We start from the raw sequence: 25256 nt of genomic DNA, 5'->3' as shown, positions 1-25256 counted from the left end.
TCAGCGCAGCCAACCCACGTAGCCGGACAATCGCTCGCCGATCTCAATCGGGGGGACGTCGAGCCGGATGCTGGCGGCGACGAGCGCATCCAGGGAAGGGGCCTCCTCGAATCGGGTGCGCTCGACCACGAGCAGTGCATCCCACTCGCAGCGGAATCGCCCTCCCGGGGTTCGCTGGAACGCCGCCGCCAGCACGTACGCATCATCGGGGGAGAAGGCGAGCACCATCAGCCCCATGAGACCCGTGCGCCTGCGTACCTGGGGAGGCTCCTCGCGTGCATCCAGGCGGTAGAGCGAGGGGGGCTGGGAATCGGGCACGACGCACGGGATGGAGCTCGAGCCGCCGGAGTACCCGGTGAAGGTTGTGAGGTAGGCCACCGGCTGTTCATGCATCCAGACCACATGGCGTGCGAGGGACGAGCGGAAATTCGTGGGAGCATCCACCTCCCTTTCATTCAGCAGTGGCGGCTCCTGCAATTCCTCACGCGGCTTCGACGGCAGGAGGAGCCTGTACCCCCCATCGGGTGACACAGAGCCTCGCGCGGTCGCCATGCTTGCTCCGTTCCCGAGCCGCTGGATGAAGAAGCGTCTGGCCTCCCACGGCGCATCGGATGGGGCCTCGCATTCGAGGGAGAAGGAGACCTCCCCCCGCTCGACGGACCAGCCATGAAACTGAAGAAAGCCGAGTCTTGGACTGTCAAACAGGGGCACGTTCTCGCCAGTCGAAACCTCGACGGCATGGATCCTGTCGAGCGGACAATGGCGACGTCCAGGTCCGGGTTTCTCCGGGAAGGACCTCATCACATATGCCACCCGGCTTCCGTCGGAGGACCACAGGAGCGGCCCAGCGAAGGCTCTCTCCTCCGGGCGTCCCCTCTTGCGGAGATCCACCAACAATCGCCGGTCCGACCCGTCCGCGTTCACAACCCAGAGGAGATCCCCCCAGGTGATTTCTCCTCGTCCCATTGGCTCGGCTTGCTCGATATAGGCCACCTGGCGCCCATCGGGAGAGATGGCGACCCCCTCCCAGGCCAACCAACCTCCATGTCCGGAGGACGCGGCGACGCGTCCCCTTCGTGTCAACGCATAGCGTGTGTCGCCTGACGGGGTGCTCACCCACAATTCCGACTGCCGCACCCGCAGCAGCCACGGCCCCTCACCGGTGCGCCCCGGCGCGGGGGCTGGATCCAGGACAGTGGGCTCGAAACCGCCCCCGGCCGTACTCCGGCAGCCGAGCAATGGGACCAGAAGTACCACGGTTACCAGAGGCCACCTGCTCAATCGCTGTTCTCCTCTCATCGATGGCTGCTTGCTCGATCGAGGGCTGCACCTCCGGCGCCTGCTCGTCTCCAGACTCCCAGCAGCCGCTACCGATGAGCCCCGAAAGCAAGACATTTTCCGATCCCAACATTTTCCCGCGAAGGTGGATTGCTCACGACAGTCCATTCTCAAAATCTGGACCTGGGAGAATCGTGACAATGGAGCGCCCCCCTCGCACCGCCTATTCGCCCATCACCTTGACGACCACGCGCTTGCGGCGCTGCCCGTCGAACTCGGCGTAGAACACCTGCTGCCAGGGCCCGAGGTCCAACTTGCCGGCGGTGACGGGGAGGATCACCTGGTGGTGGACGAGCAGGGACTTGAGGTGGGCGTCGCCGTTGTCCTCGCCGGTGCGGTGGTGGCGGTAGTCGGGTCCCTGGGGGGCGAGTTCCTGCAACCACTCCCAGATGTCCTCGTGGAGACCGGACTCATCGTCATTGACGAAGACACCGGCGGTGATGTGCATGGCGGAGACGAGCACCATGCCCTCCTGGATGCCGCTCTTGCGGACAAGCTCGGCGACGGTATCGGTGATACGTACGAGCTCGCGGCGTTCCCGGGTCTGGAAGGTGAGGTATTCAGTCAGGGTCTTCATGCGGAGTGAATGTCAGAGGGGTCCAATACAGTGAATCCGATGCGGGCCATCATCCACGTGGACATGGACGCCTTCTATGCGTCGGTGGAGCAGCGGGACAACCCGGAGCTGCGCGGCAAACCCCTGATTGTTGGCGGGGACGCACGGCGCGGCGTGGTGGTGGCCGCCTCGTACGAGGTGCGCAAGTACGGCGTGCGCAGCGCGATGCCCATGGCGCGGGCGATGAAGCAGGCGCCGCACGCCGTGGTGGTGAAGCCCCGTTTCAGCGCGTACAGCGAGGCGAGCGAGCAGGTGTTCTCCATCTTCGAGCGCTACACGCCGCTGGTGGAGCCCCTGTCGCTGGACGAGGCCTTCCTGGACGTGACGGCGTCGGTGGGCCTCTTCGGAACGCCGGCGGACATGGCCAGGCGGATCCGCAAGGAGATCGCCTCGGAGACGGGCCTGCCCTCATCGGCGGGCATCGCCGCGGTGAAATTCGTGGCGAAGATCGCCTCGGACGTGGCGAAGCCGAACGGTCAGCGGGAGGTGCGGGCGGAGGAGACGGTGGCGTTCCTCGCGGGACTCCCGGTGGGGCGGTTGTGGGGGGTGGGGCCGAAGACGGAGGAGGCGCTGAAACGCGCGGGGCTGGAGACGATCGGCGACGTGGCCCGGCGGGACGTGGCGTGGATGGAGGTGCGGTGGGGCTCGAGCGGGCGTCACTTGTGGGAGCTGGCCCAGGGCATCGACCCCCGGGAGGTGGTGCCGGACCGCGAGGCGAAGAGCGTGGGGGCCGAGGACACGTTCGACGAGGACCTGACGGGGATGGACGCCCTGAGCCCGCACGTGCACTCGCAAGCGCTGCGGGTGGCCCGCCGACTGAGGCGCGCGGGAGTGAAGGGACGGGTGGTGCAGCTCAAGCTGAAGTTCGCGGACTTCACGCTCATCACCCGGAGGACCACCCTGCCCTCTCCGACGGATGACGGACAGACGCTCTACCGGGTGGCGAAGGAGCTCCTGGAGAAGGCCCACGAGGACAAGCCGGTGCGGCTGACCGGGGTCTCGATGCAGGAGTTGGGCTTGGAGGGGGGCGAGCCGCGGCAGCTCGGGTTGTTCACGGAGCCGGAGAAACCGAAGCGGAGCGACAAGCTGAACGCGGCGTTGGATCGGATCGCGGAGCGCTTCGGGTCGAAGGCGGTCACGACGGCGGACATCGCGGGGAGCCCCGAGTCGGCTCCCGACCCGGAGCGGCCCAAGAAGCCCAAGCGTCCCAACTGAGCCCCCTGGAAACATGTGCTGACAACCACGGCCATTTCCCCTCTCCCAGAGGGAGAGGGAACACGAGCTCAGCCCTCGTCGGACTCGGAGTCGCTGTCGGAATCCCCGCCGGACTCGAAATCATCACCCGTCTCACCGGCGTCCCCAGCATCGTCCGAGTCACCCGTGTCCGCGGATTCACTCCCCGAGGACTCCGCGCTACCCGAGGCCGAGGCGGTGGATGCGCCCTCCCCCGCCCCGGTCTTGTTGCGCCCACTCCGACGCCGACGCCGACGCCGCTTGCGCGGAGCCTCGCCACCCTCGGTCGTTCCCCCCTCGGGCTTGGGGGAAGGCACCTCGCCACGCTTCCACGCCTCGAGCGCCTCACGGTGCTGGCCGGTGGCCTCGACGGAGATCTCGAAGACGATGAGCGCGTCGTTGAAGAGCGGGTGGCGGCGGAACGCCCCGGTGCGGCGGCGGCGCTCGCCGGAGAGGGTCCGCTGGGCGATGAGCAGCAGCCGGCAGCGCTCGGCGATGCGGCGGGGCAGCCGGGCGGTCTGGACGAACTCGGAGAGCAGATCCTCGATGCCCTGGGCCACGGAGGGGCGGACCGCGGGGTCCTGGCTCTCCACGATGGGGCCGGCCTGGGCGATGGGGACGAGCAGCGCCGCGAGCAGGATGGCGTCATCCAACTGCTCGCCCGAGGAGACGCGCCTGTCGAGCGCCTCGACGTACGCGTAGAAGGTCTCACGGCCGCGGCGGCCGTTTTCCTTGAAGTACGCGGCCACGGGCGGGAGGAGGATTTTGAGCGCATCCAGCGCTTCGAGCAGCCGCAGGCTGGGAGCGGCCACGCCACCGCGGATGAGGCGGAAGGTCTCCTCCAGCAGACGCGCGGGGGCACAGCGGGGCAGGTCCTCGACGGCGCCCTCCATGGCGGCGTAGGTGCGCGACTCGATGTCCAGGCCCAGCTTGGAGGCGAAGCGCACGGCGCGGAGGATTCGGACGGGGTCCTCACGCATGCGGATCTCCGGGTCGCCGATGGTCCGGATGTAGCGCTCGTCGATGTCGCGCCGGCCGCGCACGTAGTCAATCACCCGGCCCTCGGCGACGTCGTAGAACAGGCCGTTCATGGTGAAGTCGCGGCGACGGGCGTCCTGCTCGGCGGTGCCGAAGACGTTGTCGTGCGTGATGAGGAGATCCTGGGACTCCTCCGCCTCGATCCCCTCCTCGCCATTCTCGGCGCCCGTGTCGGCCCCGGCCTCGGCGCCGTTGCTGGCGTCGAGCTCCGTGGGATTGGCGCGGAAGGTGGAGACCTCGATGATCTTCCCACCCTTGAAGTAGATGTGGGCGAGCCGGAAGCGCCGGCCGATGAGGCGGCAGTTGCGGAAGATGGCGCGCACCTCACCCGGGTGGGCGCTGGTGGCGATGTCGAAGTCCTTGGGGGTGCGGCCCAGCATCAGGTCCCGCACACAGCCGCCCACGAGGTAGGCCTCGTGGCCGTGGGCGTGGAGGCGGTGGATGACCTTGAGGGCGTCCGGGTCGAGCTTGTCGGGGTCTATCTCCGCGGGCTCGCCGGAGGGGGTGGTGTTGGAGAGGTATTCGGTCTCGGAGAGGGTCTCCTCGGGGAGGGTCTCCATGAAGGCGGACATGGGGGTGGGGTTCTCCTCCGCGGGCTCTGGAACCGGCAGCGCCTCGAGGGGGTCCAGGGACCCGGCCTCGGGGATCTCAGCCTCGCGCGCGTCATCGGGCGCAGGCTGGAGCGTCGGTTCACCGGCTGGCGGTGTTTCGGTGGAGTCTCGCGTCATCTCGCGGTTGACGCCCCGTGGGGGGCGCATCTAAGGGCACGACCTATAGCGCATCCTCCCCTGAAGGGAGTAGCAGATGAAGACATTGTTGACGGGGGCAACAGGACTGGTGGGGGCAAACCTCGCCCACCTGCTGTGCCAGCGGGGGGAACGCCCCCGGCTGCTCGTCCGGGAGCGGAGCGACCGCCGGGGACTGCGCGGGCTGGGCTACGACGAGGTGCTCGGCGATGTCCTGGACGCCGAGTCGCTTCGAGGGGCGATGAAAGGGGTGGAGCGGGTCTACCACGTGGCGGGCACCGTCCGGTTCGATCCCTCTACTCGGGAGGACATCTCCCGCATCAACGCCCAGGGGACTCGAAACGTTCTGGAAGCGGCACGCGGGGCAGGAGTGCGGCGGGTCGTGGTGGTGTCGAGCGTGGCGGCGGTCGGACACGGGACGATGACCGAGCCGGCGACCGAGGACGAGCTCTCCAACGACCCGGGAGGCAACCCCTACCACGACGCCGGGCGGGAAGCCGAGCGCCTGGCGCTGGAGGCCTCGGGGCCGATCCTGGAGGTCTTGGCGGGCAATCCGGGCTTCGTGCTGGGTCCGTACGACGTGCGGCCGTCCACGGGGCAGCTGCTGCTCCTCGTGGCGAAGGGCATCGTGGCGGTGTACCCGAGCGGCGGCACCAACGTGGTGAACGCGCAGGACGTGGCGAGGGGGCTGCAACTCATCATGGAGAAGGGCCGCCCGGGGGAGCGCTACATCCTGGGGGGAGAGAACCTCACCTTCCGTGAGCTCCTGACGATCTGCGCGGAGGAGGCGGGGGTGGCGCCACCGAGGATTCCGCTGCCGGACGGGGTGGTGAGGGCGGTGGGGAGGTTCGGGGACGTGGTGGGGAGACTGTCACCGGACCTCTTCGAACACGTGAACACGGCGTTCCTGCGGGCGCTGCCATTGCCGGCATACCACTCGTCGGCGAAGGCGATGAGGGAGCTGGGCTATCAGCCGAGACCGGTGCGCCTGGGTATCCGCGAGGCGCTGCGCTGGTTCCAGGAGGAAGGAATGCTCCCGAGGGACCGCCCCCTCAAGCCCCGAGGCGTCGTCGGTTGACGGCCTCCCGTATCCGTCCCCGTCTTCCATGACCTGGAGCACAACATGTCCTTCCTGATCGCCGTCGGCTCGACGAACCCGGCCAAGACAACGGCCGTGAAAGCCATCTGCGAACGCGCCTACCCGGGGTGCACGGTGGTTCCCATCGACGTGCCCAGCGGAGTGCCCGAGCAGCCCATCGGCCCCGGCCAGACCTCGACGGGAGCGCGCAACCGGGCCCGGGCTGCCCTGGCGGCCGTCGAGGGCGCACGGATGGGGATGGGGCTCGAAGGAGGCGTGGACCCGGACGGGAGCCTCATCAACTGCGTGGCGGTGGTGGAGGCCGGGGGCAGGGAGAACCTCACCTGGGGGGTTCGCTTCCCCCTGCCGCCCGCGGTGGTCGCCCGGGTGCTGGCGGGCGAGGAGCTGGGCCCGGTGATGGACCACGTCACCGGCCGCAACGAGAGCAAGAAGAAGCTGGGGGCGGTGGGCATCCTGACCAACGGCCTCTTCACCCGCGCCGAGATGTGGCAGGGCCCGCTGGCCTGTGCGCTGATGCCCTTCCTGCACCCGGACCTCTACCCGGCGCCAGCGGTCCCTCCCCTGCCCCCCGCTACTTGAAGACGGCCATCCCCATCAGGTGAACGTCTCCGTTCACGCGGACGAGGTCCACGTTCAGAGCGCCATCGCTGACCGCCACGGGATAGGGGCCGTACTTCTTCCAACCGCCGAGCGGCAGGTTGCCCGCGGCACTCTCGACATCGGTGCCCTCCAGCCGGCTCTTGAAGGAGCGGAGGTCATTGTCTTCCCAGGTGTAGAGGTACACCGTGTAGGAGCCGTTGGGCACGGAGTGCAACCGCACCGCGGCCGACGTGCTCCAGATGGAGGAGCGGATCATCGCCGCGCGGTTGGCGTCCGTGGCGGGGTTGAGCGTGACGGCCTGGTTGGCGAAAGCGGTTCCCGTGCCAGACCGAGTGATGGCCATATGTATGACCAAACGCCCCGCGAACACATCCCAATACGCGTACTTACGGACCTCGTAGTCGTTCGAGTACCCATAGGTCCCCGCGTTGAAGCAGAAGGGGTGCTGCTCATAGACCTACTCCTTCAACTCATGGACACGGACGTAGTCGAAGTGGGCGGTGAACCCCGCTCCACTCATCGACACCAGCCCGATCCGGGCCTCCGCCCCCAGCGAATGCGTCCACGTTCCCGCCCGGGTCCAGGCCGAACCATCCCGGCTCGAGTACGCCGTGTAGAGCTCCTCCGAGCCCCGCTGGCGCCTGGCGATCCTCAACCAGACGGTCTCGTCGGCGGGGCCACCGAAGGTCTCGCCGTAACGCGGCTTGTTCTCCGGCCCCACCTCCTTGGCGAACGCGATCTGCCGGGTCTCCCAATACGAGAAGTGGACCAGCTTGACGTAGTGATTGTCATCGCCATGGATGACGAGCCCCGCCTGGATGAAATTGTGGCAGCAGCTCACTGGCGGGAGGTTCAGCCGGAGCCGGGTCTCGACGACATAGTTCCCGGCGGGCGCCGGCCGGGTGAGGACGGACGCCGTGTTGTTGTCCTCGTGGAGATCGGCCGCCTGGGTGTTGATGCGCAGGAACCCCTCCTCCAATCCGAAACCGCTCTCGGCCGGCGGACGGATCCACGTCCACTCCGAGCCGAGCGAGGTCCCCTCGAAATCGTCCGAGGCGATGACGGCGCCCGGCTCCTCCTCCTTCACGGGAGACACCTGATAGCGGCTCTTCTCACCGGGCCGGGCCGCTGGCGCCGGCTGCTCGGTGTCCGATGCCCACGCGCCACCGCGCACGGTCGGCCAACCGTCGATCCAATCCAACGCATCCATCAGCACCTGACGCTTGACGAGAGGGGCGGCCCCGTCCTGCTCCGGCTCGAGGTAGGGATTGTTCCTGTCGATCGCGTGATAGACGAGCCAGTCCTGGCCCCCGAAGTCGGTCAGCACCGCGTTGTGGCCCGGACCTACCCAACGGTTCCCGCTCAGCCCGAGGACGGGCGTTCCACCCACGCGATTGAGCGTGAGGCGGACGCCCTCGCGATCCTCGAACGGGCCCCAAGGAGACCTCGACCGCCCCGCGAAGATGCTGTAGCCCGTGAGTGAACCGACGCAGCAGTCCGTGGACGAGCCCAGCAGATAATAGAAACCGCCGTGTCTGATGATGCTGGCGGCCTCGTAGCGATTGGCGACCGTGACCTCGACCTGGCTGTAGGGGTCGGAGGTCAAACCATCCTCGGAGAGCGTCCGCACGGAGATGCCCCCGTAGTAGCTGCCGTAGTAGATATATTTGTCGCCGTCCTCCTCGACGAGCACCTCGGGGTCATACACCCACCGCTTCGAATTACCGCAGCAGGGCGCCTCGTGCGGCTCCACCACCGGCTTCGAGGCATGCGTCCAGGGCCCCGTTGGGCTGTCGCTGGTGGCAACGCCAATGGCGCTGCCGCCCGCCTTCGTATTCACGATGGTGTAGTACAGGTGGTACTTGTTCCCGAAGTATTCGATCTCCGGTGCCCAGATATTGGACGTGGGCTCCGCCCACTCCGGCCGCTCGGTGAAGGCATCCCCGACATAGGTCCATTCGACGAGGTCGGCCGACTTCAAGGTGGGGATCAGATGCCTCCTGTACCGGCCCTCGGAATCCCTGTCATCGTCGTTCAGGGGATCCATGGTGCAGTACATGTACCAGCCCTCATCACCCGGCTGTTGACCGCGGATGATCGTCGGGTCCGGGCAGTTCTCCACCCGTCCTCCCCCTGGAATGGAAACCTTCAGGGGATTCGTATAGCTCTTGTCATTGAGGGTGGGCGGCGGAGGAGTTTCCGGAGGGGAAGGCGTCTCCGTGCACGCCGCGGCAGCCAACAGTAGCAACACGCCCATCCACCGCCGGGACGAGAACGAACCTCTCCGCATGTGAACTTCCTCCGCTGTCGGGCTGATTGAGACAGCCCGGGGCTCCGGCCTGTCTCCGCTCCTGATGCGTCACGAAAAAATCGCGCATCTCATATAGCCAGGCGGAATGTGTCAAGGATGACATCTCTCTCGCACTTCAGGGAGGGGATACGCGGCGCGTCAAACTTCGCGCACGCGGGCGGCGACTGTCGAAAGGCAGACAAAGCAGGGGCGGTCCTCGTCCTTGACCACTCCACGTCGATCTCCCTACGGTGCGCCCCCCCCGTCGAGGAGCCCTCCCCCCCATGCATTCACGCGGTGTACTCCTGCCCGCAGCCGTGTTGTCCCTGTCCGTACTGGCGGCACTCTCCACGCCGAGCTGTGTCCCTCAGTCGGCACCGCCGCAGCCTCCGCCCCCAGCGCAGCCGCCTCCTCCGCTCGAGGTGACGAACCCGGTCCTGTCCGGCGACTTCGCCGACCCTTCGGTGCTCCGCGTGGGAGAGGACTACTGGGCCGCGGCGACGTCGTCCGAGTGGGCGCCGCACTTCCCGCTGCTGCACTCGAAGGATCTGCTCCACTGGGAGGTGGTGGGCCCGATCTTCCAGACCGCCCCGACCTGGTCGGAGGGCAACTACTGGGCGCCGGAGCTCGCGCAAGACAAGGGCCGCTACTTCGTCTTCTACACGGCGCGTCAAAAGGGCGGACCGCTGTGCGTCGCCGTGGCCACGGCGGAGAAGCCCTCGGGGCCCTATACCGATCACGGTCCGCTGGTCTGCCAGGAGCTCGGCTCCATCGACGGCGCGTTGATCCGCGACGAGAACGACGCGCTCTACCTGGTCTGGAAGGAAGACGGGAACAGCCGAAGCCTGCCGACGCCCATCTGGGCGCAGCCCCTGTCGGAGGACGGCACCCGCCTCATCGGTGAGCGGACGCAGATCCTGATGAACGACTCGCCATGGGAGGGGCAGCTCGTCGAGGGCCCGCACCTCATCAAGCGCAACGGTTGGTTCTACATGTTCTACGCCGGCTCCGCGTGCTGTGGACGCGACTGCAACTATGCCGTGGGCGTGGCGCGCTCGCGCAAGCTGCTCGGGGGATGGGAGAAGAACCCGCTCAATCCCATCATGAAGTCCAACGAGGCCTGGAAGTGCCCGGGGCACGGGAGCGTGGTGACGGATACCCAGGGCCGCGACTACTTCCTGTACCACGCCTACCGCGCCACGGATTTCGTCTACGTCGGCCGGCAGGGCCTGCTGGATGAAATCCAGTGGGCGGAGGATGGCTGGCCCACGATCAACGGGCGCCGGGGGCCTGGAGGCAAGGTGCTGGCGAAGCCCGCTGCCTTCTCCGAGGAATTCACGTCCCCGCCCCTGGCCTCTGGCTGGGTGTGGCCGAATGGACGCCAGCCCACCACGAGCGTCGAGGCGGGTCTGTTGATCCTCGCACCCCCGGCCGACCGGGCGGAGGATCCCCTTGGCGCGGTCTTCGCTCGCGCCACCAACGCGGGCAACTACACGGCCGAGACCGTCCTGGACGTCAGCGGGCTCACGGCCGGGATGGCGGCGGGACTGTCGGCCTTCGGCGATCCCGAGAACGCGCTCGGGATGTACGTCAGGCCGGGCAAGGTGGAGGTGTGGCACCGGGAGCGCAACACCCATGAAGTGATCGCCACCCTCGATGTGCCCACGACCGTGGATGGCAAGCTGCGTCTGCGCATGACGGCGAAGAACGGTCAGGCGTACAGGTTCGCGGTGAGCGCGGAGGGCACCACCTGGACGGAGGTGGGCCCCGAACTGGCGGGCGCGTATCTTCCGCCCTGGGATCGCGGCGTGCGCGTGGCGCTCACCGCGGGCGGCGTCGCGGGTGCTTCCGCCCGGTTCGATTCACTGCGCATCACCCCCAACTGAAGCGCGAGGAGCTCTCGACGATGGACGCAGGAGCGGCCGCTACTTTCGAAGTGCTGTTCGGACACCCCGCCCGTGTCGTGGCGCGAGCGCCGGGCCGGGTGAACCTCATCGGTGAGCACACCGACTACAACGGCGGCTTCGTGCTGCCGATGGCCATCCCCCAGTACACGCAGGTGGAACTGCGGCCTCGTGGGGATCGCACCGTCCGCGCCTTCAGCGTCAACGTGGGGGGCCAGGCGGGAGTACAGGAGTTCGTCCTGGGCCAGGAGACACCGGGGCGCGGCTGGCTCGACTACGTGCAGGGCGTCACCCTCGTCCTGCGGCGCGAGGGCTTCACGTTCGAGGGCTTCGACGTGCGCATCACCTCGCAGGTGCCCGTGGGCAGCGGGCTGTCCTCGAGCGCGGCACTGGGCGTGTGCCTCCTGCGCGGCCTGCGCGAGGCCTTCTCGCTGCCGCTGGAAGACGTCCGGCTGGCGGTGCTGGGACAGAAGGTGGAGAACGACTTCGTCGGCGCGCCGGTGGGGGTGATGGACCCGATGGCCTGTCACCTGGCGGACGGAGGGGCCGCGCTCTTCCTCGATACGCGCAGCCTGGGCCACGAGCGGGTGCCACTGCCCACCGGAGTGGAGCCCGTGGTCATCAACTCGGGGGTGGCGCACAACCACGCGGCGGGCGACTACCGCACCCGCCGGGCCGAGTGCGAGCGCGCGGCGGAACTGTTGGGCGTGCCGCAATTGCGCGACCTGACGGAGGCGGACCTGCCCCGGCTGGCCGCGCTGCCCGAGCCGCTGGGCCGGCGCGCGCGCCACGTGCTGACCGAGAATGCACGCGTGCTGGCCACCGTCGAGGCCCTGCGGACGGGTGACATCGCGGCCCTCGGGCCCCTGATGTACGCCTCGCACGCCTCGCAGCGTGACGACTACCAGGTCTCCGTGCCGGAGATCGACCTGCTGGTGGAACTGGCACTCAACGAGCGGGACGTGCTCGGCGCGCGCCTCACGGGCGGAGGCTTCGGTGGCTCCATCGTGGCGCTGGCGCGCACGGGCACCGGCGCCACCGTGGCACAGCGCATCGCCCAGGCCTACTCGAAACGCTCGGGCCGTACCGCCACGGTCCTGGTGCCCTGAAGACCCTCAGCGCATCCGAATGTCACGAACGCACCGCGCCAGAGCGGTGCGTCGATCCAGCGCATTGCACAGTGCGCGAGGATCGCGGAACCTTGCCGCCATGCCAGACCAACTAGCGGACAAGGAACTCGACAGTCCCCTCTTCGCACGTGACGGATTCGACGCCGCGAGCTTCAGGGAACTGCTCGCCCGATACCAACGCGGTGAACTGGTCGAAGCTCCGCCACTCGCGGGCTCCCTCCAACCACTCCAGGAGGGTGACATCCGCGCGCTCCCCGCCGAGGGGACTCCCGAGTACGAGGGGTACCGGGCTCGTGGTGAGGAGGCGTTCCGACAGGGCCAGGTGGCCGCCCTCGTGGTGGCCGGTGGCGCCGGTACGCGCTTCGGTGGCGCGGTGAAGGCGCTCGTGCCGGTCATCGGAGAGCGGACCTTCCTCGACTTCAAGCTGGAGGAGGCGCGCCGGCTGGGGGCACGTTTCGGGCGCCCGGTGCCCGTGGCGCTGATGACGTCCTTCCTCACCCATGAGGAAATCGCCGCGCACCTGGCGCAGCGGGGCCAGGAAGAGAACGTGTTCCTCTTCCGCCAGCGGATGCTCCCGCGGCTCACGCCGAAGGGGGAGCTGTTCCGGGAAGCGGACGGACAGCTCTCGTTCGCTCCCTCGGGGCATGGGGACGTCTTCCGGGCCCTGCGCGAGAGCGGTGTCGGCGCGGAGCTGCGCAAGCGCGGCGTGCGCTGCGTGTACTTCTCCAACGTGGACAACCTGGCGGCGACGCTCGACCCGGTCGTCATCGGCATGCACCTGAAGGGGGGCGCGGCCATGACGGTGGAGGTGACGCCGCGGAAGAACCCCAGCGGGGCGCTCGACGCGGGCGCGGCACCGGTACGACTGAAGGGTCAGCTCCAGCTCGTCGAGAAGGTGGACCCGACCCAGCATGCGTTCATCTCGACCAACAACATCACCTTCGACCTGGACGCCATCCTCGACAAGGAGATCCCCATCCCCTACCGGGTGGTCTCCAAGAAGGTGGATGACCAGCCCGTGCTCCAGCTCGAGCAGGTGACGGCGGAGGCCAGCAGCCTCACCCGTCCGGACGGTCAGCCGCTCCTCCCTGTCTCCTTCATCGAGGTGAGCAGGACGGACCCCGCGACCAGCCGGTTCGAGCCGGTGAAGGCCCCCGATGACCTTCCGCGCGTGGCGGAGCGTCTCCGGAAGCGCTTCACCACCTGAGTCAGCGGCTGGCCAACAACGCTCGCTTGTTCGGCTTGCCACTCGGCCCGACGGGAACCTCGGCGATGAAGGAGACGGTGCGCGGTACGCAAGCCTGCCCCAACCGGCTCAGCACCAGCGCCCGCAGTTCGCCGGCGTCGGGCCGCGCGCCCGGCTGCGGCACCACGAAGGCGTGCACCGCCTCCCCGGTCTGCTCGTCGGCGGCGCCGACGACGTAGGCCTGGTCGACCCCCGGGTGCTCGGCGAGCACCCGCTCGATGGCACCGGCGTAGTAGACATTCGCGTTGACGATGATCACTTCGCGGGCACGACCCGCGAGGTGCACGTAACCGTCGCCGTCGACGTAGCCCAGGTCGCGGGTGCGAATCCAGCCATCGACGAACACCTCGGCGGACTCCTGAGGATCCGACCAGTAACCGGACGTCTGGTACGGCGTGCGGACGAACAGCTCGCCGACCTCTCCGGGAGGCACGGGGGCACCGTCGGGGCCACGTACCTCCAGCTTCGTCGTGGGCTGAGGACGGCCCACGGAGGACAGGGCTTCCTTCGACGCCAGCGCCTCCCGCGGAGTCAACATCGAGAGCAGACCGGCCTCCGTCTGGCCGTAGCCCTGGAAGACCACCGGGCCGAGCCGCTGCAGGGCATCGGCGAAGCGCTGCGGGCTCAGCGGCGAGCCGGAGACCATGAGGGCGCGCAGGCTGCTCACATCGACCGGGTCCGTCCGCAGGCTGTCGAGCATCTGGTAGAGCCGCGGCACGCTCAGGATGCTGCTGGTGATGCGGTGGCGGGCGATCACCGTCGGGAAGAACGGCCGGAGGTCCATGTCCTCGGGGATGACGAGGGTGCCACCGCGGAACAGCGCCACCAACGCGTAGTCGAGCGCGACCTGGCTGTTCAGCGAGCCGAACAGCACGTGACGACTCATCCCGGCGGCGAGCTCGCGGATGGAGGGGCTCCAGCGGTCGGGGTACGCGGGCCAGTCCGCGCTGATGGCCCTGTACGTCTGGACGGCGCCCTTCGGATTGCCGGTGCTGCCACTGGTGTAGGTGAGCCGGGCGATGTCGTCCGGCCGTCCCTCTGCCCGTAGCTCCGCACCGTCGTCCGCCGCGGCGAGCACATCCGGCAGGCCCGGTGCCGCGCCGAGGCATAGCACCGGCAGGTTTCCGGCCGCCGTACGTACCTCGGTGGTGTTGGTCGCCGGATCGAGGAGCAGGAAGTCGACGCGGTCGCCGAGCAGATGTGCCAGCTGCCCGGAGGTCAGGCCCGGACGAACGCCGGCGATGCGGGCTCCCAGCGCCCACGCCGCGATCATCGCCGCGAAGGTCTCCGGCGTGACGCTGGTGAACACGGCCAGGCCAGTTCCCGGCCCCACACCGGCGGCCCGAAGGCCCGCCGCCACTCGCCGGGTCATGCGCAGGATGTCGGCCGCGGTGACCGTGCGGTTCCCGTGCTCGAACCAGATCCGGTTTCCGTCATTGCGCATCAGGTCAAGCACGGTCTGGGGAAACATGTTGTCGGCCATGAGGAGCACTATGGGATAGCAATCCAGACAGTTCAACGCTCAACCCATGATGAGTCCTTTGACACGGCTGCTGGCAATATCGTCGCCGCTTTTCCTCGCTTTTCCTTGTAGGTTGAGAAGGCTGTTCTCACCCTGAGAGGAGAGACGAATGCGTATCGAGAGCTTCCTACGGGGAATGGCCTTGATGGCCGCCCTGCAGGCCTGCGGCCCACAAGCCGAGCCTGTCGTTCCCGAGCTCAACGGCGCGCTGGCCCAGGACATCGGGCGACTTTCCATCAAGAAAGCCGACCCGAGCGTCATCCGGGTGGGCAGCACCTATATCTCCGCGGAGACGGAGGGTGGACGGCTGTACGTCCGGATGGCGTCCTCCGTGGACGCGTTGGCGAGCGCCGCGCGCCAACAGGTCTGGGGCAACCCCAACAACCTGGCCGAGGTGTGGGCCCCCGAGCTCATCAAGGACGGCACCACCTATTACATCTATTTCACGGCTGGGGCGGGCAGTGCCCACAGGATGTATTACATCCAATCCCAGTCTCCCAATACAAGCTATTCGCGCGAAGTCCTCATGGCCCTCCCGGAGAACAAGTGGGCCATCGATGGCACGGCGTTCATCTACAAGGGACAGCGGTATTTCGTCTGGTCGGGCTGGGTCGGAGACACCAACGGTGAGCAGACCCTGTTCATCGCCAGGATGTCGAGCCCGACCACGGTCACGGGGCCCCGTTACGTCATCGCCCAGCCCCGGGAGTGGTGGGAGAAGGTCGACGTCAATCCCCCGACCCGCGTCGACGAAGGGCCCGAGCCCATCATCGATCCCAACGGGCAACTGCACATCGTGTACTCGGCGAACGGCAGTTGGGACACCAATTACTGCCTCGCGGACCTGCGCCTCAAGGCAGGTGGAGACCCCACGTATGTCTGGGACTGGTACAAGTCCAATGGCTGCCTCTTTGGCGCGAACGGCGGCATCATGATGAGCGGCTGGCATCCCACGCTGTATGCCAAGGGAGTGGGCCATCACTCCTTCGTGCTGCTCGGACGTTCCAGTGGTGGGGGAACATCACGTACACCCGGGGCTCGGAGAGCAACACGGGCTGGAGCCTGAAGTTCTACGAGTAGCGCTCGAGGTCCCTGGCGGTGGAGAGCTCCCTTCATCCTCATGATGAAACCGTGATGATGGAATGAGCCCCTCATGCGGCTCGGGTTCGAGCGATCCCTCAGTGTGGAGCAACGGCCCGTCCAGCATGGACAAGGCACGGGCCGGTCTGGATCCACTCCGTGGAGGGTACTGCTCCCATGACCATGTCGCGGCGTATGGCTGTTTCCGCTCTGCTCTTGATGGCCGGCCTCCTCGCATGCGGACCCCCTCCTGCGCCGGCACGGCTCCACACGGATTCCATCAACATCATTCTCGGGGATGAGAGCTTCGAGGCCAGGTTCGGTCGACCCCCAACGGCGGAGGTGGATGAGGATCTCCGGATCCAGGTCCACCTGGAATACGTGTTGGAGCGGCTGCGGCAGCGCACCACGGCGGCGCTGTCCCCGGCCGCGCGCGCCGCCAGGAAACGGAATCTCGAGTGGCTGGCGGCCTACATCCGACGGGGTGAGTTCCCCCGGAACGATGGCCATCCCGATGCACGGCGCCCCACCTTCATCGACTCGCGGGGACGCATCTGCGCGGTGGGCCATCTCCTCGAGCAGGAGCTTGGCCGGGAAGCCGCCGAAGCCATCGCGGCCGGGTACAAGTACGCCTTCATCCGAGAGATCGACTCACCTCTGCTCGCCGCGTGGGCCGCCACCACGGGGCTCGAGCGGGAAGAACTGGAGATGATCCAGCCGACCTACTCCAGCCCCGAATACGAATACGGGCCCTTCTTCGCCTTGTTGGATCAGCTCGACGCACGAGGCCACGTGGCCCTCTCTTCAGGGCTGTTGTTCGATGGCAGGGGTGACGGTGTTCCCGTCCAGCTCGATCTCTCCCTGACCACCCCGGGTGGAATGACCGATGCGGGCTTCGGGCTCTACACGGCCGTCTCCCTGACGAAGCTCACCGGAGCAGCCAGATCGGCTTCCGCCCTGAGCAACATCGACATCGGATTGTCCTATGTCCGGACGCTTCCTTTCGAGGGTTGGTTCGTGCTGCGGAGTGGGCTGCTCCTTCCCACGGGAGACGAGGATGAGGTGGGCTCCTCACTGAATGGCTCCATGGCGGCGAAGCGGATGACCCAGGCCGTGCTGTTCCAGCCCGGAGCCCTGGGCGGGAGGCTGGGGACTTCACTGCTCCTGCTCCGCTCCTTCTGCGCGTCCTGTTCCCTCCGGCTGGACGCGGGGCTGGATGTGTACTCCGCCTTCTACAAACCCTTGCAACTCTCCCCCCGGTGGGGAGCGGGGTTCGCCTATTCCGCCCACCCATTCGTGGCCACGGTCGAAGTGGCGGGCGCCCGGTACGCGGAGACACCCGCCTCGAAGAGCGAACTCCATCACTCCGTCGGGGGGTCGTTCCGGCTCATCACCGACCGGGGTGATTCGTTACAACCGGGTGTCTCCCTCTCGATACCGCTCGAGGCTCGGATCAAGAGGTGGTTCCTGGGCTTCGACCTGGTCATGCGGTACTGAACTGGCCCTTCACCAGCTCAGAAAATGCCCTGGCCCGGCGTGAGGATGCGGGCCGGGTCGAAGCGCCACTTCGCATACGCGAAGCGCTCCCAGAAGGGGTGCAGGTGGCGGCGCCAGTCGGCACGGCTCAGCGGAACGGCGTCCACGGGGTACAGCTTCCCGCCGAAGGCCGTGAGCCGCTCGAAGATGGCGCGGTTCTTCTGCACGAGGGCCTCCACGTTCTCCGGCGTTGGAGGAATGGCGGTACGCAGCAGCGAGAAGAGAAAGACATGTTGGTCCGAGGGGACGCGGAGAAAGGGCGCCGTGAGCGCCGCGGAGCGGAAGGGATAGAGCAGAATGGGCCCCTGCCCCATGTCCGCCTCGGTGGTCTGGGACAGCACCTCCTCCACGAACGCGGCCGCGGACCGGGCGGGAACGAACATGTCCATCCACGGATGCGGAAACTCCCAGACACCGAGCTGTTGGAGCAGCGCCACCAGCGGTGCGAGCCGGTTGGCGAAGTCGAAGTAGCTGCCGTCCGTCACCTGGAGCGTTCCCGGTTGGAAGCCGAGGCCCGCGAGCAAACGCTCGTCCTGCGGCTCGGCGCCAGGGGTGAAGTACTTCACCACCTCGAGCTGGAAGGCCCAGCCGCCAGCGGAGGAGACGACGGCGCCCTCCACGTAGTCGAAGCGGCCGTCCTCGATGAGCCGCCGCTGGTCTTCCAGGAAGCGGTGGAGGTCTCCGTACAGCGCGGTGTAGGTCCGCGCACGGGGTGGCACCTCGACGAGCCGCACCCGGGCGCGCACGATGATGCCGAACTGGCCCAGCCCCGAGCGCACGGCGTCGAACAGGTATCGCGCGCGTGAGCGCGAGCACCGCACGAGCTCGCCCTCCCCCGTGACGACATCCAACTCCAGCACGTTGTCCACCTGGAGGCCCCAGCGGAACGCCTGTCCGCCAATGCCTCCCACCGACAGCGTCCCACCGATGCTCAACTCGATGTAGTCGGTGAGTGTCGGAGGGCTCCTGCCGGAGGGAAGCGTGGCCTCCAGCAGCTGGCGCCACCGGACACCCGCGTCCACCCAGGCGCTCGACTCGCCAATCTCGTGGATGGTCGAGAGCGCGGACATGTCGATGACGATGCCCGCCGGCACCTGGGACTGGCCATAGGAGCTGTGGCTCTCGCCGAGCCCTCGCGCGGCGGCGATGTGCAGGCCCTGGCAGCGCGCGAAGCGAACCATGGCAACGATGTCCTCCACCGAGCCCGGGACGAGCACGGCCCAGGGCGTGCGGTGGATGATGTGACCGAAGTCCTCCGCGGCCGCGGCGAGCGACGCCGCGTCCATCAGCAGCGCCCCGTCCAGTGGAGGAAGAGGGATGGAGCCGGGCTCCAGCGCGGCGGCCCAGCTCCGGCTCGCGGGGTTGAATGCCACTGCCACCAGCGTACCTTGGAGCAACGTCCTCCGGGAGAAGGCTCGACTCGTCATGAATTCCTCACTCATTCGTGGCGCTCCGCACCCGCGCGTCGCCCGCCAGGAAGGCGCTCATTCTGATCCCGCCTCGTGGAACATGCCAGGACGTCCTCCCCTCCTTCCCGCCTGAGTCCAGGGTACGGAGGTCAACGCGCGCCCTCACCTGCCTGCGCCCCCCCGCTCGGTGGCAAGAGTCTGGTAAGCACGAAGACCACTCTCCCGGGAGAAGCACCGCGCCATCACGTTCGGTCCGAGAGGTCTCGTCGAGGTTCGCATTCAGTCGTTTCATCGGCTCCCTGGGGCTCCTCCTGCTGGGCGCCTGTGGGAGCCCGGAAACGCACCTGGAGAAACCCTTTCCGGAGGAGCCGGGCATCTCGCGCGCGGCGCTGGCGACGACGGTGACGGTCGACACCACGTCGAACGCGGGCACCGTCAACCCGTTCTCATGGGGCGTCGGTGCCCCGGACAAGTACGTCGGCCACTGGCCTGGAAACGAGACACTGAAGCAGCGAATCCGTGACGCGAAGGTGAAGCTCGTCCGGGTCGGTGTCACGCAATGGGGGCAGTACAACGGGAAGGACGTGTACCCGGCCCACGACACCTGGAACTGGACGACCCTCGACGCGCTGCTGAACACCCTCTGGGACTCCGGAGCCGAGCCGCTCATCGTCGTGTGCGGCTTCCCCGGAGGCGTCGACAAGACGCTCAGCTCGACCCAGGTCATCCTCTCCGCCGACTGGGCCGAGTACGGCACCTTCATGGCGGGTCTCGTGCAGCGCTACAACGTCGACAAGGTGTTGGGGGCCGCGAAGCGGGTCCGGTACTTCGAGATGTGGAACCTGGACATCCTGAGCTGGCACAACTACGGCCCCTGGGCCGACTCCACGGCCACGAATGCCCAGCGCATGGCCTGGACGAAGCCCAACTACCAGGATGACGTCATCAAGGTGAAGAACGGCGGCCTCAACGGCGTCCTCACCGGCCCCTCGGGCAAGAAGTACGGTGCCGCCATCACCGAGTACAACATCGCGCAGGGAGACTTCGCGGGCTTCAACGCGAAGTACCACAGCGAGGTCAACGCGACGTGGATGGCCAGCGCCATCATCAACGCGATGAAGGCCAACATCGATCTCTTCACCTTCTACAACCTCGCCGAGGCCGGCGAGAACCACCTGGGGCTGCTGAGCAACACGGACTTCGCTCCGTACAAGCCGTATTTCACCCTGTTCCTCTTCGGCAACTACAACGGGCGACCAGAAGCTGACCACGACGGGCGGAACGGAGAACCTCGAGGCCTTCGCCAGCCGGGCCACGGCGACGGGAAGCACCTACGTCACCGTCGTGAACAAGGATACGGAGGGGAACGCGTATGACGTCACCGTCTCGCTCGCCAACATCGCCAGCGCCACGGGCACCGTGAACGTACGCGTGGTCAACGCGGCGACCACGATGAACCCCACTGCGTACACGACGATTGCCTACACGGGCTCGGCGTTCACCTACAGGGTGCCACCGTACAATGTCGTGTCGTTCGAGCTCATCCCCGCAGCGGGAGGAGGCGAGCTGTTCAAGTCAGGTTTCGAGAGCGTCCAGCCGACGTGGCTCGACACGCTGGACGGCAGCCAGAACGTCAGTGCGCATACGGGAGCGACGAAGGTGGAGTGCTCGCCCCGTCGGGAGTCACCCCACCAGGGCACCTCCGCGCTCATGTACTCGGGCAAGGACAACAGCACGACCGTGTCCTACGCCAATGCCCGCGTCTTCGACGTGAACATCCCCATCACCGCCGCCACCAAACTGAGCTACTGGTACCGGGGCTACATCGACGACATCATCCTCACCAACGGCGCCATGCCGTAGCGCCTTCAAGGGCTGAAGAGCCGTCGACCGGGGCTTCAACCCACCGAGGTCGCGCCCTCGACTTCGCCTTGACCTCCGGCCACTCACGTAACATAGCAAGTCGCATGAAGAGCGACAGTCGGCTCTCCGTTGCACTGCACGTCCTCCTCCATATGGAGGAGATGGGACCCGTGGAGACGTGTACGACGCGCTCGGAACGCCAGCCCTGGTCAGCATCGTCCCTCGTAACGAAAGCCCCGGATATCTCGTCGAGCAGGCCGTCAATCACCCACTCGGCAAGGTGCTCGACGAGGCCGAAGCGCTCCTCACGACGTAGCTTCGAAGCATCTCCATAGCGAACGCGTTCAACGCAACCGTTCTCGCTCCGCGAGGAAGGGACCCGATACCCATGCACGACTCCATGTCTGACATCACACACCGCACCATCAAGACGAACGGCATCCACCTCCACATCGCCGAGGCCGGCGAAGGCCCGCTCGTGCTGCTCCTCCACGGCTGGCCGGAGTCCTGGTATTCCTGGCGCCACCAGCTCCCAGCGCTCGCGGCCGCCGGCTACCACGCCGTCGCTCCCGATGTTCGCGGCTACGGCCGCAGCGACAAGCCGCATGCGATCGAGGCGTACAGCATGAAGAACATGCTCGCCGATTATGTCGGCCTGCTCGATGCCCTCGGGGAGAAGACCGCCGTCGTTGTTGGCCACGATTGGGGCGCGCCAATGGCCTGGGACAGCGCCGCGCTCCACCCGGATCGATACCGTGCTGTCGTCGGCATGAGCGTTCCGTACCTCGGCCGCTCGCACATACCGCCGACGCAGCAATTCAAGGCCATGTACGGAGATAGGTGGTACTACGTCCTCTACTTCCAGGAGCCCGGCGTCGCGGAGGCGGAGTTCGAAGCGGACATTCCGAAGACGATGCGCACGATCCTCACCGGCGTCCCCGGCTTCGATACGATGGCCGAGGCCGTGCGGGCCAAGAAGAAGGGCGACAAGTTCCTCACGGGCCTCGACACCCCCGAAACGCTCCCCGCCTGGCTCACCGAAGACGACCTCGCGTATTTCGCGAAGGAGTTCGCGGGCAGCGGCTTTCGTGGAGGGCTCAACCGTTATCGCAACATGGACCGGGACTGGGAGGAGTTGCCCGAGCTCGCAACGGTCAGAATCGAGCAGCCCGCTCTCTTCATCACTGGAGAAAAGGACCCGGTCCGCGCGATGGCCCCGGTCGATCTCATGAAGTCCCTGGTGCCCAACCTCAAGGAGGTGCTCGTCATCCCTGGCGCTGGTCACTGGATCCAGCAAGAGCGCGCAGCCGAGGTCAACGCGGCGCTGCTGGCCTTCCTGAAGGATCTGCCCGCTCAGCACTGAGGAAGCCGAGCTCTCCCACGTCGCGGCCCTGCCCGAGTCCGGCGTGGGCCTGCTGGTCGTGGCGTCCATGGTGGCGGTCGTGATCGGCATGCTCGCCGCGCTGGGCGCCTACCTGATGACCGGAAGCGAAGACCCCAGCGAGAGGCTCCTCATTCCACTCGCGGAGATGACGTTCAGTGCCCCAACCCGCGCCGGATGGCGAGTTCCACGGGTGACCCGGCTCCATCGTCCCCCTGGACGTTGAACGGCCGCGCGAGAAGCAGCGGCGGCTGGGCCAGGAAGCGTGGCCGTGTTCCCCGGTGCGGCTGAGCGGCATGCACCAGGAAGGGGTGGCAGAGGTAGACGGTGCCCGCCTCACCCGTGGCGAGCGCAAGGGGGCACGCCTCGGTGGTGTTCAGCTTCCCGGCCAGCTCCATGGCCGACAGGCCCGCCTCGCCTTCGGGCTCCAGCAGCCGGGCCACCTGCAGGTGCGAGCCGACGCGGATGCGCGTGGGCGCATCGTCCTCGCCCACGTCGGAGAAGAGGAAGAGCATCAGCAAGGCCCGGCCCCGCGAGGCCACGTTCACCCGCCAGGACAGGTAGGACGTCGGGTCTTCTCCCGGAAAGCTGGCGTCGACATGCCAGCCGTCGTCACCCGGCGGCTCCGGGCTTGGGAAGCGGACGGGGAAGGTGCCAAGGCTGAAGCGGGGATGCCAACGCCCGGGGCCCACCAGCCGATCGAAGGCGGCATGGAGCCGGGGCGTATTCACCGCGAGCCGGAAGGGCTCCTGCCCGTACTCTCCCAGCCGGACGACGGGCCGGGTCCATGTCGCCGGATCCTCCGGGTCGCAGCCCGTGTCACGCCAGAGGAGCGCGCGGCCCTCGTCCGCCAGCGCTCGCGGAAAGGCGTGGTCGAGGCGGACGAAGCCGTCCTCGATGAATCGCTCCACCTGGGCATTCGAGAGTTTCACCATACGTGGTCGTCTTTATATCGCCGCGCGGTACGCGTCGATGAGCACATCGACCCAGGCTTCCAGGTAACGCTCCGCGCGCTCCGGCTCCGACGGGCGGGGATCGCCGACGGTGCCATTCGGAGCGTTCTCACGGAGACTCGGATAGAAGAGTTTGCTGAACCGCTCGGTCGGCTCCACGAAGCCTGGCTCCAGCCGGTCCAGGCGCACGGCGTCTGGCCTCAGGCCGCGAATGATGGACGTCTCGAATTCGCCGGCATGGGCTCCCGAGCACTCCCGCTCCACTCCGTGCGCCTTGCTCGCCCCCAGCAGGACACGCGTCAGCCGAGCATTCTCCGTGAAGACGATGAGCTTCATGGGGGCGCACGCGGCACGCAGCGCGTCCATGCACTCCGCGAGGGGGCCATGGTTCCCTCCATGGGCCGAGAACAGAAACACCCGCTCGAACCCATGCCGTCCGCAGGAGGCGAGCAGGTCCGAGAGGACCGCGCTCAACGTGGCCGTGCTCAGGCTGAGCGTGCCTGGGAACGCCATATGTTCCGTCGAACATCCGAACGGGACGGCCGGACAGGCGATCGCCTCCTCGACGCGTGCACAGAAACGCTCGGCGAGCGCGTCGGCGATCCATGTATCGGTCGCGAACGGCAGATGGGGACCATGCTGCTCGAAGGCGCCGAGGGGAAGGACGGCCGTACGAACACCGCTCGCGAGGAGCCGCTCGAGCTCGGGCCAGGTGAGCCGCTCCAGGCGCCGTTCGGCGGGATTCGATGCACGCGGAAGCGCCTTGTACCCGGCACGCCATCTCTGGTCGGACATCGGTCACTCTTTTCAGGACGCGATCTTGAAGAGGGTTGGAGCCTCGAGCGAGAACCCATGTCGCTCGAATGCGCCGACAAGGTCCCGCCGGATGTCGTCCTCGTCAAGGCTGGTGAAGGCGGGAATGAGCACCTTCCCCGGAACGTGATGCGCGAGGAGCACGAAGAGCGTCTCATCCGCCAGCCGGGAAGCCGTCAACGGCTCGACCTGGAGCCGTGCACCGAGGGTCGAGGCCGTCAGCATCGCGGCATCCCCATCGGCTGAGGGGAACAAGGCGACGCCATACCCATGCTGAACCATTTCGGCGACAACCCTCTTCCATTGTGGCTTGTTGACACCATTGCGGAGCGGAAAGCGTTCGAGCAGCGATTCGCTCTGGATGCGCACGAGCGGCACCCGCCGAGAGCCCTCCGCGGACTTGCCGTACGTGAGCACGACGCGCTCGCAGCCCGCCAGGAGATCGAAGTAGACGTGCGCCCGGAACCACGCGAGCTGGCTCTCGGGACCGACGTGGAGCGGGAGGAGATAGGACGCCATCCGGATGAGGTGTGGGGCCCCCTCGAGCGGCGTGGGGTCGAATGGGAGGACCGGCTCCGGGAGCTCCGCCCCCTTCTTGACGAGCATGCCTCTCGCGAGCGAATGGCCCACGCGTCGCTTCGACGAGAGGTAATGGACATTGAAGGGGCTCGCCTCGCGCTGGATCCGCTCGGCGACCTCGACCGTGATGCCGAGTTCCTCGAGTGCGCGGGTCTTCTCCGGGTTGTTCGTGAGCAGCCGGATGGGCGCGCGCACGCCCAGGAGTTGGAGCGCCAACGCCACCTCGTGGTAGCGGCGATAGTCGGGGTCGAGGCCGAGCGTCTTGTATGCCTCGAAGGTCGTGACCGTATCGCGGCTCGCCTGGACGAGCATGCGATCGCGTGCCTTCGCGGCGTATCCCGCGCCCCGGCCCTCCTGCATCAAGTAGAAGATGATGCCACGCCCCACCTCGGCGATGCGCCCGAGCGCCAGCTCGAGCTGCTCGGCGCAGTCACAGTCGCAGCTCCCGAAGGCTTCGCTCGTGATGCAGGCCGAGTGGATGCGCGCGACCAGCGGCTCCGAGGTCTGGATATCTCCAAGACATACCGCGAGCGAGTAGGTGCGCGTGTAGAGGTTCTGGAAGACATGCACCTGGAAGTCACCGTATCGTGTTTCCAGGAGCTGCTCGCCGACATGGAGCAGCAGGCCGTAGGTGGGGTGCTTACCCTTGAGCATGTTGTTCGTCGAAAGGGCCAGGGGCATGGCTCGGACAATTTGCATCCGCGGTGCCAGCAGCCCATCGCGCAACATCCAAGGCGGGTCCCCGGCTCTTTCCCGACGGGGCCCGGGTTGACGCGTCATACTGGCGTGTACTGGCGTGTACTGGCGTGTCAACGCGGGTCTGACGTGTCACGGCTCCTCATCCCTTGAACTGACGCGTCTGAACGATGAGCATCTCCGG

The 25256-nt window shown here is 67.3% G+C and carries 22 protein-coding genes; 12 read left to right on the top strand and 10 right to left on the bottom strand.

Annotated elements, in window-relative coordinates:
* Nucleotides 1–393, bottom strand: coding sequence for a hypothetical protein (locus tag JQX13_RS54545; protein WP_239013963.1), 393 nt, complete (start codon nt 391–393; stop codon nt 1–3).
* Nucleotides 394–1501: 1108 nt separating this feature from the next.
* Nucleotides 1502–1915: a secondary thiamine-phosphate synthase enzyme YjbQ gene (locus JQX13_RS31300; RefSeq protein WP_203403131.1), complete on the bottom strand. Its 414-nt coding sequence runs from the start codon at nt 1913–1915 to the stop codon at nt 1502–1504.
* Between the two features lie 39 nt (nt 1916–1954).
* On the opposite strand from JQX13_RS31300, the gene JQX13_RS31295 reads away from it, so the two are divergent.
* Nucleotides 1955–3169, top strand: coding sequence for a DNA polymerase IV (locus JQX13_RS31295; RefSeq protein WP_203412291.1), 1215 nt, complete (start codon nt 1955–1957; stop codon nt 3167–3169).
* 68 nt (nt 3170–3237) lie between these two features.
* On the opposite strand, the gene pcnB is transcribed toward JQX13_RS31295, so the two are convergent.
* A complete protein-coding gene (gene pcnB, locus JQX13_RS31290; RefSeq protein WP_203412290.1) occupies nt 3238–4953 on the bottom strand; it encodes a polynucleotide adenylyltransferase PcnB in 1716 nt (571 codons plus the stop codon).
* A 76-nt stretch (nt 4954–5029) separates the two neighbouring features.
* Between pcnB and JQX13_RS31285 the strand changes: the two genes are divergently transcribed.
* Nucleotides 5030–6049: an NAD-dependent epimerase/dehydratase family protein gene (locus JQX13_RS31285; RefSeq protein WP_203403130.1), complete on the top strand. Its 1020-nt coding sequence runs from the start codon at nt 5030–5032 to the stop codon at nt 6047–6049.
* Between the two features lie 45 nt (nt 6050–6094).
* Complete coding sequence (yjjX, locus tag JQX13_RS31280; protein ID WP_203403129.1) at nt 6095–6649, top strand: inosine/xanthosine triphosphatase; 555 nt, start codon at nt 6095–6097, stop codon at nt 6647–6649.
* Here yjjX and JQX13_RS31275 read toward each other — a convergent pair.
* Both JQX13_RS31275 and JQX13_RS31270 read right to left on the bottom strand, forming a co-directional pair.
* Nucleotides 6642–7013 (bottom strand): hypothetical protein, encoded by a 372-nt coding sequence (locus JQX13_RS31275; RefSeq protein ID WP_203403128.1) that lies wholly within the window; start codon nt 7011–7013, stop codon nt 6642–6644. The two genes, yjjX and JQX13_RS31275, sit on opposite strands and share 8 nt — an antisense overlap.
* Before the next feature lie 114 nt (nt 7014–7127).
* Nucleotides 7128–8960 carry a family 43 glycosylhydrolase gene (locus JQX13_RS31270; RefSeq protein ID WP_203403127.1) on the bottom strand — a complete coding sequence of 611 codons (1833 nt, stop codon included), beginning with the start codon at nt 8958–8960 and terminating at the stop codon, nt 7128–7130.
* A 284-nt stretch (nt 8961–9244) separates the two neighbouring features.
* Here JQX13_RS31270 and JQX13_RS31265 point away from each other — a divergent pair, with 284 nt between their 5' ends.
* The 3 genes from JQX13_RS31265 (at nt 9245) to JQX13_RS31255 (ending at nt 13201) form a co-directional block, all read left to right on the top strand.
* Nucleotides 9245–10846, top strand: coding sequence for a family 43 glycosylhydrolase (locus JQX13_RS31265; protein ID WP_203403126.1), 1602 nt, complete (start codon nt 9245–9247; stop codon nt 10844–10846).
* Between the two features lie 20 nt (nt 10847–10866).
* Nucleotides 10867–11973: a galactokinase gene (galK, locus tag JQX13_RS31260; RefSeq protein WP_203403125.1), complete on the top strand. Its 1107-nt coding sequence runs from the start codon at nt 10867–10869 to the stop codon at nt 11971–11973.
* Nucleotides 11974–12073: 100 nt separating this feature from the next.
* Entirely contained in the window at nt 12074–13201 is a 1128-nt protein-coding gene (locus tag JQX13_RS31255) for a UTP--glucose-1-phosphate uridylyltransferase (protein ID WP_203403124.1), read from the top strand.
* Nucleotide 13202: 1 nt separating this feature from the next.
* Here JQX13_RS31255 and JQX13_RS31250 read toward each other — a convergent pair whose 3' ends face one another.
* On the bottom strand, nt 13203–14723 hold the full coding sequence (locus JQX13_RS31250) for a class I adenylate-forming enzyme family protein (protein ID WP_239013962.1): 1521 nt from the start codon (nt 14721–14723) through the stop codon (nt 13203–13205).
* 148 nt (nt 14724–14871) lie between these two features.
* On the opposite strand from JQX13_RS31250, the gene JQX13_RS31245 reads away from it, so the two are divergent.
* Together JQX13_RS31245 and JQX13_RS31240 are read left to right on the top strand one after the other, a co-directional pair.
* A complete protein-coding gene (locus tag JQX13_RS31245; RefSeq protein ID WP_239013961.1) occupies nt 14872–15828 on the top strand; it encodes a glycoside hydrolase family 43 protein in 957 nt (318 codons plus the stop codon).
* A gap of 356 nt (nt 15829–16184) precedes the next feature.
* Nucleotides 16185–17339: a hypothetical protein gene (locus tag JQX13_RS31240; protein ID WP_203403122.1), complete on the top strand. Its 1155-nt coding sequence runs from the start codon at nt 16185–16187 to the stop codon at nt 17337–17339.
* 17 nt (nt 17340–17356) lie between these two features.
* Here JQX13_RS31240 and JQX13_RS31235 read toward each other — a convergent pair whose 3' ends face one another.
* Nucleotides 17357–18820, bottom strand: coding sequence for an FAD-binding protein (locus tag JQX13_RS31235; RefSeq protein ID WP_239013960.1), 1464 nt, complete (start codon nt 18818–18820; stop codon nt 17357–17359).
* Nucleotides 18821–19188: 368 nt separating this feature from the next.
* Here JQX13_RS31235 and JQX13_RS31230 point away from each other — a divergent pair, with 368 nt between their 5' ends.
* From JQX13_RS31230 to JQX13_RS31215, 4 genes are all read left to right on the top strand, one after another.
* Nucleotides 19189–20163, top strand: coding sequence for a hypothetical protein (locus tag JQX13_RS31230; RefSeq protein ID WP_203403121.1), 975 nt, complete (start codon nt 19189–19191; stop codon nt 20161–20163).
* Complete coding sequence (locus tag JQX13_RS31225; protein ID WP_203403120.1) at nt 20132–20650, top strand: hypothetical protein; 519 nt, start codon at nt 20132–20134, stop codon at nt 20648–20650. The genes JQX13_RS31230 and JQX13_RS31225 overlap by 32 nt, the downstream gene beginning before the upstream one ends.
* A 178-nt stretch (nt 20651–20828) precedes the next feature.
* A complete protein-coding gene (locus tag JQX13_RS54540; RefSeq protein WP_239013959.1) occupies nt 20829–20966 on the top strand; it encodes a hypothetical protein in 138 nt (45 codons plus the stop codon).
* A gap of 84 nt (nt 20967–21050) precedes the next feature.
* A complete protein-coding gene (locus tag JQX13_RS31215) occupies nt 21051–22013 on the top strand; it encodes an alpha/beta fold hydrolase (protein ID WP_203412288.1) in 963 nt (320 codons plus the stop codon).
* Between the two features lie 173 nt (nt 22014–22186).
* Here the strand turns inward: JQX13_RS31215 and JQX13_RS31210 are convergent, their stop codons facing one another.
* Genes JQX13_RS31210 through JQX13_RS31200 form a run of 3 tightly spaced genes read right to left on the bottom strand, consistent with a single transcriptional unit; the run spans nt 22187 to nt 25030 of the window.
* Nucleotides 22187–22966 (bottom strand): phytanoyl-CoA dioxygenase family protein, encoded by a 780-nt coding sequence (locus tag JQX13_RS31210; protein ID WP_343211023.1) that lies wholly within the window; start codon nt 22964–22966, stop codon nt 22187–22189.
* A gap of 12 nt (nt 22967–22978) precedes the next feature.
* Nucleotides 22979–23779 carry a creatininase family protein gene (locus JQX13_RS31205; protein WP_239013958.1) on the bottom strand — a complete coding sequence of 267 codons (801 nt, stop codon included), beginning with the start codon at nt 23777–23779 and terminating at the stop codon, nt 22979–22981.
* A 12-nt stretch (nt 23780–23791) separates the two neighbouring features.
* Complete coding sequence (locus tag JQX13_RS31200; RefSeq protein WP_203403119.1) at nt 23792–25030, bottom strand: GTP cyclohydrolase II; 1239 nt, start codon at nt 25028–25030, stop codon at nt 23792–23794.
* Between the last annotated feature and the right edge of the window lie 226 nt (nt 25031–25256).

It is taken from the genome of Archangium violaceum (assembly GCF_016859125.1).
GTDB lineage: Bacteria > Myxococcota > Myxococcia > Myxococcales > Myxococcaceae > Archangium > Archangium violaceum_A.
This window is presented reverse-complemented; position numbering and strand designations above follow the sequence as displayed.

Coding starts and splice junctions, on each gene's coding strand:
- JQX13_RS54545 (WP_239013963.1), bottom strand. CDS start 393: ATGCATGAACAGCCGGTGGCCTACCTCACAACCTTCACCGGGTACTCC.
- JQX13_RS31300 (WP_203403131.1), bottom strand. CDS start 1,915: ATGAAGACCCTGACTGAATACCTCACCTTCCAGACCCGGGAACGCCGC.
- JQX13_RS31295 (WP_203412291.1), top strand. CDS start 1,955: ATGCGGGCCATCATCCACGTGGACATGGACGCCTTCTATGCGTCGGTG.
- pcnB (WP_203412290.1), bottom strand. CDS start 4,953: ATGACGCGAGACTCCACCGAAACACCGCCAGCCGGTGAACCGACGCTC.
- JQX13_RS31285 (WP_203403130.1), top strand. CDS start 5,030: ATGAAGACATTGTTGACGGGGGCAACAGGACTGGTGGGGGCAAACCTC.
- yjjX (WP_203403129.1), top strand. CDS start 6,095: ATGTCCTTCCTGATCGCCGTCGGCTCGACGAACCCGGCCAAGACAACG.
- JQX13_RS31275 (WP_203403128.1), bottom strand. CDS start 7,013: ATGGCCATCACTCGGTCTGGCACGGGAACCGCTTTCGCCAACCAGGCC.
- JQX13_RS31270 (WP_203403127.1), bottom strand. CDS start 8,960: ATGCGGAGAGGTTCGTTCTCGTCCCGGCGGTGGATGGGCGTGTTGCTA.
- JQX13_RS31265 (WP_203403126.1), top strand. CDS start 9,245: ATGCATTCACGCGGTGTACTCCTGCCCGCAGCCGTGTTGTCCCTGTCC.
- galK (WP_203403125.1), top strand. CDS start 10,867: ATGGACGCAGGAGCGGCCGCTACTTTCGAAGTGCTGTTCGGACACCCC.
- JQX13_RS31255 (WP_203403124.1), top strand. CDS start 12,074: ATGCCAGACCAACTAGCGGACAAGGAACTCGACAGTCCCCTCTTCGCA.
- JQX13_RS31250 (WP_239013962.1), bottom strand. CDS start 14,723: ATGGCCGACAACATGTTTCCCCAGACCGTGCTTGACCTGATGCGCAAT.
- JQX13_RS31245 (WP_239013961.1), top strand. CDS start 14,872: ATGCGTATCGAGAGCTTCCTACGGGGAATGGCCTTGATGGCCGCCCTG.
- JQX13_RS31235 (WP_239013960.1), bottom strand. CDS start 18,820: ATGAGTGAGGAATTCATGACGAGTCGAGCCTTCTCCCGGAGGACGTTG.
- JQX13_RS31215 (WP_203412288.1), top strand. CDS start 21,051: ATGTCTGACATCACACACCGCACCATCAAGACGAACGGCATCCACCTC.
- JQX13_RS31210 (WP_343211023.1), bottom strand. CDS start 22,966: ATGGTGAAACTCTCGAATGCCCAGGTGGAGCGATTCATCGAGGACGGC.
- JQX13_RS31205 (WP_239013958.1), bottom strand. CDS start 23,779: ATGTCCGACCAGAGATGGCGTGCCGGGTACAAGGCGCTTCCGCGTGCA.
- JQX13_RS31200 (WP_203403119.1), bottom strand. CDS start 25,030: ATGCTCAAGGGTAAGCACCCCACCTACGGCCTGCTGCTCCATGTCGGC.